Origin of the sequence: Calidifontimicrobium sp. SYSU G02091 (assembly GCF_022631395.1) — a bacterium.
Lineage (GTDB): Bacteria > Pseudomonadota > Gammaproteobacteria > Burkholderiales > Burkholderiaceae_C > Calidifontimicrobium > Calidifontimicrobium sediminis.
Genome location: NZ_JALBGB010000028.1, coordinates 34,365 through 43,216, shown reverse-complemented (window position 1 = coordinate 43,216; position 8,852 = coordinate 34,365). Strand labels below are relative to the sequence as shown.

Genomic DNA, 8,852 nt, shown 5'->3' with positions numbered 1-8,852 from the left:
GGATCGACCGCAAACCCTACGACCCCAGCGCACACGGCGGACTTCAAATGTTGCTCAAAACAGCGGGGGGTTGACACAGGGTGTCTCATGCCAGCACCTCGCCGCGCCGTTCGGCGCACGCGCGCACCGCAGCGACGAAGACGTCGGCACGGTGTGCATAGTTGCGGAACATGTCCAGGCTCGCGCACGCGGGGCTCAGCAGCACCGCGTCGCCCGGCTGCGCGACCTCGAAGCCCCACGCGGTGGCGGCCTCGAGCGTGTCGTGGCGCTGCACCGCGATGCCGGCGTCGCGCAGCGCGGCGCCGACCTGCGCGTCGATCGCCGGCGCGTCGCGGCCGATCAGCGTGACCGCGCGCGCGTGGCGCACGAGCGGCTCGGCCAGCGGCGCGAAGTCCTGCCCCTTGCCGTCGCCGCCGAGGATCACGACGAGCCGCCCGGGCGCCTGGTCGGCACCGAGCCCGCGCAGCGCCGCGACCGTCGCGCCGACGTTGGTGCCCTTGCTGTCGTCGACGGCGTCGACCTCGCCGACGCGGCCGACGTGCTGCACGCGGTGCGGCTCGCCGCGGTACTCGCGCAGCCCGTGCAGCATCGGCGCGAGCGGGCAGCCGATCGCGGTGGCCAGCGCGAGCGCCGCGAGCGCGTTGGCCGCGTTGTGGCGGCCGCGGATGCGCAGCGCGTCGGCCGGCATCAGGCGCTGCAGGTGCAGCTCGTCGTCGGCGGCCGCGCCGGCGCGGCGGCGCCGCGTGCCGTCGTCGCTGCCCAGCGCACGCACGAGCCAGGCCATGCCGTGCTCGACGACGAGGCCGTAGTCGCCGGGGTGGGCCGGTGCGTCGAGGCCGAAGCGCACGACCGGCGGCAGCTCGGGCGGCTTGCCCTTGCCCGGCTTGGCCGGCGGCGGCGCGACCATCGCCTCGACGAGCGGGTCGTCGCGGTTGACGACGCGCACCGCGTGCTGGCCGTAGACGCGCGCCTTCGCCGCCGCGTAGGCCTCGAAGCTGCCATGCCAGTCGAGGTGGTCCTGCGTGACGTTGAGCACGACGGCGGCACTCGGCTCGAAACCGAGCGCGGCGTCCTCGAGCTGGAAGCTCGACAGCTCGAGCACCCAGACTTCGGGCAGCGGGTGTTCGCCGCCCTCGACGTCCAGCGCCGCGGCCAGCGTGTCGAGCATCGTCGGGCCGATGTTGCCGGCGGCGACGACGCGCCGGCCCGCGCGCTCGACGAGCAGCGCCGCGAGCGACGTGACCGTCGTCTTGCCGTTCGTGCCGGTCACCGCGAGCAGCTGCGGCGCGTAGCCGCGCGACTCGCGCAGGTCGGCCAGCGCGCGGGTGAAGAGGTCGAGCTCGCCCCACACCGGCACGCCGCGCGCGCGCGCGGCCGCCAGCAGCGGCGCGATGCGCGCGTCGGTGGGCGCGAGCCCCGGGCTCTTGAGCACGAGCTGCACGCGGTCGAGCGCCGCGTCGTCGAGCGCGCCGGTGGCGAACGCGGCGCCGGGCACCGCGGCGCGCAGCGCGTCGAGCTGCGGCGGCGCCTCGCGCGAGTCCCACACCCGCACCGCGGCGCCGTGGCGCGCGCACCAGCGCGCCATCGCGAGCCCCGAGTGGCCGAGGCCGAGCACGAGCGCAGTGGTTCCGCCGAAGACGTTCATCGCAGTTTCAGGCTCGCCAGGCCGATCAGGCACAGCAGCATCGTGATGATCCAGAAGCGGATCACGACCTGCGTCTCCTTCCAGCCGCTCTTCTCGAAGTGGTGGTGCAGCGGCGCCATCTTCAGGATGCGCCGGCCCTCGCCGTAGCGCCGCTTCGTGTACTTGAAGTAGGCGACCTGCGCCATCACCGACAGCGCCTCGACGACGAAGATGCCGCCCATGATCGCGAGCACGATCTCCTGCCGCGTGATGACGGCGATCGTGCCGAGCGCGCCGCCGAGCGCGAGCGCGCCGACGTCGCCCATGAAGACCTGCGCCGGGTGCGCGTTGAACCACAGGAACGCCAGCCCCGCGCCGGCCATCGCGGCGCAGAAGATCAGCAGCTCGCCGGCGCCGGGGATGAACGGCAGCAGCAGGTAGCGCGAGAACACGGCGTTGCCCTGCACGTAGGCGAAGATGCCCAGCGCCGAGCCGACCATCACGACCGGCATGATCGCCAGGCCGTCGAGACCGTCGGTCAGGTTGACAGCGTTGCTGCTGCCGACGATCACGAGGTAGGTCAGGATGATGAAGCCCCACACCCCGAGCGGGTAGCTCACCGTCTTGAAGAACGGCACCAGCAGGTCGGCGTTGGGCGGCAGCGGCTCGGTGAAGCCGCTCTGGATCCAGCGCACGAACAGGTCGAGCACGCGCTGGTTCGAGCTCTCCGACACCGCGAACGCGAGGAAGAACGCCGCCAGCAGCCCGATCAGCGACTGCCAGAAGTACTTCTCGCGCGAGCGCATGCCCTCGGGGTTCTTGTCGACGACCTTGCGCCAGTCGTCGACCCAGCCGATCGCGCCGAAGCCGAACGTCACCAGCATCACGACCCACACGAAGCGGTTGCTCCAGTCGAACCACAGCAGCGTCGCCACCCCGATGCCGATCAGGATCAGCACGCCGCCCATCGTCGGCGTGCCGCTCTTGGCCAGGTGCTCGGCGACGCCGTACTCGCGGATCGGCTGGCCGATCTTCAGCTCGGCGAGCTTGCGGATGACCCACGGCCCGAGCGCGATGCCGATCACGAGCGCCGTCATCGCCGCCATCACGGCGCGGAACGTCAGGTACTGGAACACGCGCAGGAAGCTCAGCGCGTCGGGCTCGAGGGCGAGCAGCCATTGGCTCAGCGCGAGCAGCATCAGGCGCCTCCTTTACCGGCGTGCAGCAGCGCCTGCACGACACGCTCCATGCGCATGAAGCGCGAGCCCTTGACCAGCAGCGACGACGCCACCGGCAGCTCGCCGAGCGCGGCCAGCAGCGCCGGCACGTCGTCGAAGTGGCGCGCCGCGCCGCCGTACGCGCGTGCCGCGTGCACGGCCAGCGTGCCCGCGGTCCACAGCGTCTCGATGCCGCGCTGGCGCGCGTAGGCGCCGACCTCGGCGTGGAACTGCGGCCCCTGCGCGCCGACCTCGCCCATGTCGCCGAGCACCAGCGCGCGCGGCGCGGCCAGGCCGGCGAGCACGTCGATGGCTGCGCGCACCGAGTCCGGGTTGGCGTTGTAGGTGTCGTCGACCAGCGTCACGCGCCGCCCGCCGCGCTGCAGCACGTGCAGCTGCGAGCGCCCCGCCACCGGTGCGAACGACGCCAGCCCGCACGCGACCGCCTCCAGCGGCGCGCCGACGGCCAGCGCGCACGCGGTGGCGGCCAGCGCGTTCTTCGCGTGGTGGCGGCCGGCCAGGCGCAGCGTCGTCGTCGCGCTGCCGGCCGGCGTGTGCAGCGTCATCGCCCAGTGCGGCTCGTCGCCGTCGGCGACCCAGCGCACGTCGGCCGTCACGTCGGCCGCGCCGTCGAGCGAGAACGTGAGCTGCGGCCGGCCGCCGGCCATCGCGTGCCACAGCGGCGCGAACGCGTCGTCGCCGGGGTAGACGGCCACGCCGTCGGGCGCGAGCGCGTCGATCGCGCTGCCGTTCTCGCGCGCGACGGCCTCGACGCTGGCCATGAACTCCTGGTGCTCGCGCTGCGCGTTGTTGACGAGCACGACCTGCGGCTGCACCAGCCGGGCCAGCAGCGCGATCTCGCCGGGGTGGTTCATTCCGAGCTCGACGACGCCGGCGCGGTGCCACGTGCGGTCGTCCTGGCGCAGGCGCAGCAGCGTCAGCGGCACGCCGATGTGGTTGTTCAGGTTGCCCTCGGTCGCGAAGCCGCCGTCGCCGTGCCACGCGCGCAGGATCGCGCCGATCATTTGCGTGACCGTCGTCTTGCCGTTGCTGCCGGTCACCGCGATCAGCGGCAGGTGCAGGTGGCGCCGCCACGCGGCGGCGAGCTGCTGCAGCGCCGCGAGCGAGTCGGCCACGCACAGGCCGGGCATCGCCTGCGCGTCGAGGCCGCGCTCGGCGACCGCCGCGACCGCGCCGGCCGCGCGCGCGCTGGCGAGGAAGTCGTGCCCGTCGAAGCGCTCGCCCTTGAGCGCGACGAACAGGTCGCCCGCGCGCAGCGTGCGGCTGTCGCTGGCGACGCGGTCGAACGCGATGGCGCCGTCGCCGACCAGCGTCGATCCCGGCAGCAGCGCGTGCGCCTGCGCGAGCGTCATCATCGGCGTCGTGCTCATCGCGCGGCTCCTGTGGCGCGTGCACGCAGCGCGCGCTCGGCCTCGGCGAGGTCGCTGAACGGGCGCCGCGTGCCGTCGACCTCCTGATAGTCCTCGTGGCCCTTGCCGGCCAGCAGCACGACATCGCACGCGCGCGCCTCACCGACGGCGGCGGCGATCGCGGCGGCACGGTCCTCGATCACACGCGCGCGCTGCGGCTCGCGCAGCCCGGCAGCGATCTGCTCGAGGATCGCGCCGGGGCGCTCGCCGCGCGGGTTGTCGCTGGTCAGCACGACGACGTCGGCCAGCCGCTCGGCGACCGCCCCCATCGGCGCGCGCTTGGTCGCGTCGCGGTTGCCGCCGCAGCCGAACACGCACCACAGCCGCCCGCCGCGCGCCGCAGCCAGCGGGCGCAGCGCGACGAGCACCTTCTCGAGCGCGTCGGGCGTGTGCGCGTAGTCGACGACGACCTCAGGCATGGCCGCGGCGTCGACATCGGGCGGCAGCACACGCTCCATGCGCCCCGGCACCGGCGTCAGTTCCGGCACGACGGCTGCGGCATCGGCCAGCGGCACGCCCAGCGCGCGCAGCGCGCCGACCACGAGCAGCACGTTGGCGACGTTGAAGCTGCCGATCAGCGTGCTGGCCACCGGGTGCGCGACGCCGTCTTCGACGACGTCGAACGCCAGGCCGTCGCCGGCGTAGCGCAGGTCGCGCGCGGCCAGCCGCGCCGCGCCCTGCGTCGAGCAGGTCCACAGGTCGAGCCGGCCCTCGCGCCGCAGTTCGTCGGCCAGGCGCGCGCCGAACGGGTCGTCGACGTTGACCACCGCCGCGCGCAGCCCCGGCCACGCGAACAGGCGGCGCTTGGCCTCGCCGTAGGCCTGCATCGTGCCGTGGTGGTCGAGGTGGTCGCGCGTCAGGTTCGAGAACAGCGCCACCGCGATGCGCACGCCGGCCAGCCGGTGCTCGTCGAGGCCGATCGACGAGGCCTCCATCGCGCACGCCGCGAAGCCGGCGTCGACGAAGCGGCGCAGCGCGGCGTGCAGCTGCACCGCGTCGGGCGTCGTCAGGCCGGTGGTCTCGAGCGCCGCCGGTGCGCCGGTGTCCGGGTGCGGCGGCTCGCCACCCGCCGCGCCGATGCGCGGTGGTTCTCCATCCGCCGCGCCGATGCGCGGCGGCTCGCCGATCCCGAGCGTGCCCACCAGCGCGCAGCGCCGCCCGAGCGCGGTCAGCGCCTGCGCCGTCCACCACGCGGTCGACGTCTTGCCGTTGGTGCCCGTCGCCGCGACGACGTCGAGCACGGCACTCGGGTGGCCGTGGAATGCGTCGGCAACGACGCCGGCCGCGGCCTTGAGCCCGGGCAGCGTCGCGATGCGCTCGTCGTCGAACGCGAACGCGTCGGCGCCGTCGTGCTCGACGAGGCAGGCCGCGGCGCCGGCGGCCAGCGCACTGCGCGCGAACTGGCGCGCGTCGACGCGCCGCCCCGGCCACGCGACGAAGCCGTCGCCGGGGCGCACGCGACGGTGGTCGGTGACGAGCGCGCCGCGCACGCGCGCGCGCAGCCACTGCGCGGCGGCGTCGGGGCTGGACAGGCGCAGCGTCGCCATCAGAAGCTCTCGCGCACCGCGGGCAGGTCGCGCGCCAGGATCTGCGGCACGACGTCGCGGTCGGGCGGCACGCCCAGCGTGCGCAGCGTCTGCTGCACGATCTGGCTGAACACCGGCGCGGCGACCTGCCCGCCGTAGAACTTGCCGTTGCTCGGCTCGTCGACCATCACGGCGACGACGATGCGCGGATCGCCGATCGGCGCCAGCCCGACGAACCACGCGCGGTACTTGTTGGTCGCGTACGACTGGCCTTCCTGCTTGCGCGCGGTGCCGGTCTTGCCGCCGACCGACCAGCCCACCGTCTGCGCCAGCGGCGCGGTGCCGCCCGGGCCGGCGGCGAGCTCGAGCATCTGGCGCACCTGGCGCGCCGTCTCGGGCGAGATCACGCGCGTGCCCTGCGCCGGCGCGTCGCGCTTGAGGATCGTCACCGGCAGCAGCTCGCCGTCGTGCGCGAACACGGTATAGGCGCGCGCGAGCTGCAGCAGGCTGGCCGACAGCCCGTAGCCGTAGCTCATCGTCGCCTGCTCGATCGGACGCCACGTCTTGTACGGACGCAGCCGGCCGGTGACGGCGCCGGGGAAGTCGATCTGCGGCTTCTGGCCGAGGCCGATGTCGGCGTACAGCTGCCACATCTCGCGCGCGGGCATCTGCATCGCGAGCTTGACGGTGCCGACGTTGCTCGACTTCTGCACGACGCCGGCCAGCGTCAGCGTGCCCAGCGGGTCGTGGTCGCGGATCGTGCTGCCGGTGATCGTCATCCAGCCGGGGGCGGTGTCGATCAGCGTCGTCGGCTTCGCGCGTCCGGTCTCGATCGCCCACGCGGCGATGAACGGTTTCATCGTCGAGCCGGGCTCGAAGGTGTCGGTCAGCGCGCGGTTGCGCAGCTGCTCGCCCGACAGGCGGCGCCGGTCGGCGGGGTTGTAGCTCGGGTAGTTGGCCAGCGCGAGCACTTCGCCGGTCTTCGCGTCGAGCACGACGGCGCTGGCCGCGCGCGCCTTGTGCTCGGCGACCGCGTCGCGCAGCTTCTGGTACGCGAAGGCCTGCACCTTGGCATCGATCGCCAGCGTGACGTCCTCGCCGTGCACGGGGTCGATCTGGTCGCGCACGTCCTCGACGACGCGACCGAGCCGGTCCTTGACGACGTCGCGCGAGCCGTTGCGCCCGCGCAGCCGCGACTCGAGCGCGAGCTCGATGCCCTCCTGCCCGCGGTGCTCGACGTCGGTGAAGCCGACGACGTGCGCGGCGGCTTCGCCCTCGGGGTAGCGGCGCTTGTACTCGCGCGTCTGGTGCACGCCCCTGACGCCCAACGCCTTGACCTGCTCGGCCAGCGCGTCGTCGACCTGGCGGCGCAGCCAGACGAACTTCGGGTTTTCGGCCAGGCGCCGCTCGAGGTCGGCCGGCGTCATGCCCAGCGCCTTCGCGAGCTGGCGGCGCTGCGCAGGCGACGCGTCGACGTCGCGCGGGATGGCCCAGATCGACGGCGCCTCGACGCTGGTGGCCAGCAGCTGGCCGTTGCGGTCGAGCACCTTGCCGCGGCTGCCGTGCAGCGTCAGCGTGTGCGCGTAGCGCTTCTCGCCTTCCTGCTGGTAGAAGTCGGTGCCGATGATCTGGATGTAGACGGCACGCCCGACGAGCAGGCACGAGCCCAGCCCGATCAGCGCGACGACGAACTTCGAGCGCCACGGCGGCGTCTTCGACGCCAGCAGCGGGCTGCTGCCGTAGTTGACGCTGCGCACCGCGGCGGCGACGCCGCGGCGGTCGGTGCTGCGACCCGCGGGGCGGCTCATCGCGCACCTCCGGTCGCAGACGCGGCCGCGGCGATCGGGTCGGCCACGTAGTGCGTCACCGCCGGCGTCGCGGTGCGCATCGCCAGGCGCTCGCGCGCCATGCGCTCGACGCGCAGGTTCGTCGCCTGCGCCTGGCGTTCGGCCTCGAGGCGCTTGTGTTCGAGCTCGAGCTGGCGCTGCTGGTTGCGCGCGCGGTCGAGCTCGGCGAACAGCCGCCGCGACTCGTACGCCGTGCGCACCAGCACCAGGCTGCTGGCGACGATGGCCAGCACGAGCACGACGTTGAGCCGGCTCACGGCGCCCTCCCCGGCGCTGCATCGGCCGTGCGCTCGGCCACGCGCAGGATCGCCGAGCGCGCGCGCGGGTTGGCGGCGATCTCGTCGGCCGACGGGCGCACGCGCGCCAACGCCCGCAGCCGCGTCGGCCGCGGCGGCGCGAACGGCGCGCGGCGGTCGACCTCGGCGCGGCTCTCGCGCGCGATGAAGGTCTTGACGATGCGGTCCTCGAGCGAGTGGAAGCTGATCACGGCCAGGCGGGCGGCGGGAGCCAGCAGGTCGAGCGCGGCGCTCAGCCCCTGCTCGAGCTCCTCGAGCTCAGCGTTGACGCGAATCCGAAGAGCCTGAAACGTGCGCGTCGCAGGGTCCTGGCCCGGCTCGCGGGTCTTGACCGCGCGAGCCACGACGTCGGCCAGCTCGCCGGTGGTGCGAACGGGGCGCCCGCCTGCGCGGCGAGCCACAAGCGCCTTTGCAATCGGAACAGCAAACCGTTCTTCCCCATAGTCGCGGATCACCCTCGCGATGTCGCGCTCATCGGCGCGGGCCAGGTAGTCCGCGGCGGTCTCGCCGCGGGTCGTGTCCATGCGCATGTCCAGCGGCGCGTCGTGCCGGAAGCTGAAGCCGCGCTGCGGGTCGTCGAGCTGCGGCGAGCTCACGCCCAAGTCGAGCAGCACGCCTTGCACCTGCGCGATGCCGCGCGCGGCCAGCGCCTCGCGCATCGTCGCGAAGCTCGCGTGCACGATCGCGAAGCGCGCATCGGCGATCGCCTGCGGACCCTGCGTGGCGGCCGCCACCGCCTGCGGGTCCTTGTCGAACGCGATCAGCCGCCCGCGCGCGTCGAGCCGCTGCAGGATCGCCCGCGCATGGCCGCCGCGGCCGAAGGTGCCATCGACGTAAGTGCCGTGCGGCTGCGTCACCAGAAGCTCGACGGCTTCGGTGAGGAGCACCGGGACGTGGGGCCATGTCGACACG

The 8,852-nt window shown here is 73.9% G+C and carries 7 protein-coding genes; all 7 read right to left on the bottom strand.

All coding sequences use genetic code 11. The annotated features are described in order from the left end of the window. Positions 1-85: 85 nt before the first annotated feature. From MOJ79_RS15190 to rsmH, 7 genes are read right to left on the bottom strand one after another with little or no spacing between them, the layout of a single operon-like run. Positions 86-1,645 carry a Mur ligase family protein gene (locus MOJ79_RS15190; RefSeq protein WP_241924915.1) on the bottom strand — a complete coding sequence of 520 codons (1,560 nt, stop codon included), beginning with the start codon at positions 1,643-1,645 and terminating at the stop codon, positions 86-88. After that, on the bottom strand, positions 1,642-2,823 hold the full coding sequence (gene mraY, locus MOJ79_RS15185; protein WP_241924914.1) for a phospho-N-acetylmuramoyl-pentapeptide-transferase: 1,182 nt from the start codon (positions 2,821-2,823) through the stop codon (positions 1,642-1,644). The genes MOJ79_RS15190 and mraY overlap by 4 nt, the downstream gene beginning before the upstream one ends. Further along, positions 2,823-4,232: a UDP-N-acetylmuramoyl-tripeptide--D-alanyl-D-alanine ligase gene (locus tag MOJ79_RS15180; RefSeq protein ID WP_241924913.1), complete on the bottom strand. Its 1,410-nt coding sequence runs from the start codon at positions 4,230-4,232 to the stop codon at positions 2,823-2,825. The genes mraY and MOJ79_RS15180 overlap by 1 nt, the downstream gene beginning before the upstream one ends. Continuing rightward, positions 4,229-5,818 carry a Mur ligase family protein gene (locus MOJ79_RS15175; RefSeq protein WP_241924912.1) on the bottom strand — a complete coding sequence of 530 codons (1,590 nt, stop codon included), beginning with the start codon at positions 5,816-5,818 and terminating at the stop codon, positions 4,229-4,231. The genes MOJ79_RS15180 and MOJ79_RS15175 overlap by 4 nt, the downstream gene beginning before the upstream one ends. Beyond that, positions 5,818-7,605, bottom strand: coding sequence for a peptidoglycan D,D-transpeptidase FtsI family protein (locus tag MOJ79_RS15170; RefSeq protein WP_241924911.1), 1,788 nt, complete (start codon positions 7,603-7,605; stop codon positions 5,818-5,820). The genes MOJ79_RS15175 and MOJ79_RS15170 overlap by 1 nt, the downstream gene beginning before the upstream one ends. Beyond that, entirely contained in the window at positions 7,602-7,901 is a 300-nt protein-coding gene (gene ftsL / locus MOJ79_RS15165; RefSeq protein ID WP_119290448.1) for a cell division protein FtsL, read from the bottom strand. The genes MOJ79_RS15170 and ftsL overlap by 4 nt, the downstream gene beginning before the upstream one ends. Then, complete coding sequence (rsmH, locus tag MOJ79_RS15160) at positions 7,898-8,851, bottom strand: 16S rRNA (cytosine(1402)-N(4))-methyltransferase RsmH (protein WP_336606330.1); 954 nt, start codon at positions 8,849-8,851, stop codon at positions 7,898-7,900. The genes ftsL and rsmH overlap by 4 nt, the downstream gene beginning before the upstream one ends. Between the last annotated feature and the right edge of the window lies 1 nt (position 8,852).

Bases quoted from the DNA above. Each gene is read 5' to 3' on its own strand.
- MOJ79_RS15190 (WP_241924915.1), bottom strand. From the start codon at position 1,645: ATGAACGTCTTCGGCGGAACCACTGCGCTCGTGCTCGGCCTCGGCCAC.
- mraY (WP_241924914.1), bottom strand. From the start codon at position 2,823: ATGCTGCTCGCGCTGAGCCAATGGCTGCTCGCCCTCGAGCCCGACGCG.
- MOJ79_RS15180 (WP_241924913.1), bottom strand. From the start codon at position 4,232: ATGAGCACGACGCCGATGATGACGCTCGCGCAGGCGCACGCGCTGCTG.
- MOJ79_RS15175 (WP_241924912.1), bottom strand. From the start codon at position 5,818: ATGGCGACGCTGCGCCTGTCCAGCCCCGACGCCGCCGCGCAGTGGCTG.
- MOJ79_RS15170 (WP_241924911.1), bottom strand. From the start codon at position 7,605: ATGAGCCGCCCCGCGGGTCGCAGCACCGACCGCCGCGGCGTCGCCGCC.